1 protein-coding gene is annotated in these 203 nt (G+C 72.4%); it reads left to right on the top strand.

The window, feature by feature from the left end:
- On the top strand, positions 1 to 203 hold a 203-nt coding region (locus IF17_RS01000000137020), incomplete at both ends, for a P-type ATPase actuator domain-containing protein (RefSeq protein WP_032773266.1).

The following is a 203-nucleotide window of genomic DNA, read 5'->3' on the forward strand; positions in this document are numbered from 1 at the left end:
GGTCCGCCCCGGGGAGAAGATCGCGACGGACGGGAAGGTCGTCGAGGGCAGCTCGGCCGTCGACGCGTCGATGCTGACCGGCGAGTCCGTCCCCGTGGAAGTCGCCGCAGGCGACTCCGTCACCGGGGCGACGATCAACGCGGGCGGCCGTCTCGTCGTCGAAGCCACCCGCATCGGCTCCGACACCCAACTCGCCCGCATGG

Source organism: Streptomyces cyaneofuscatus, assembly GCF_000718135.1.
Taxonomy (GTDB): Bacteria; Actinomycetota; Actinomycetes; order Streptomycetales; family Streptomycetaceae; genus Streptomyces; species Streptomyces cyaneofuscatus.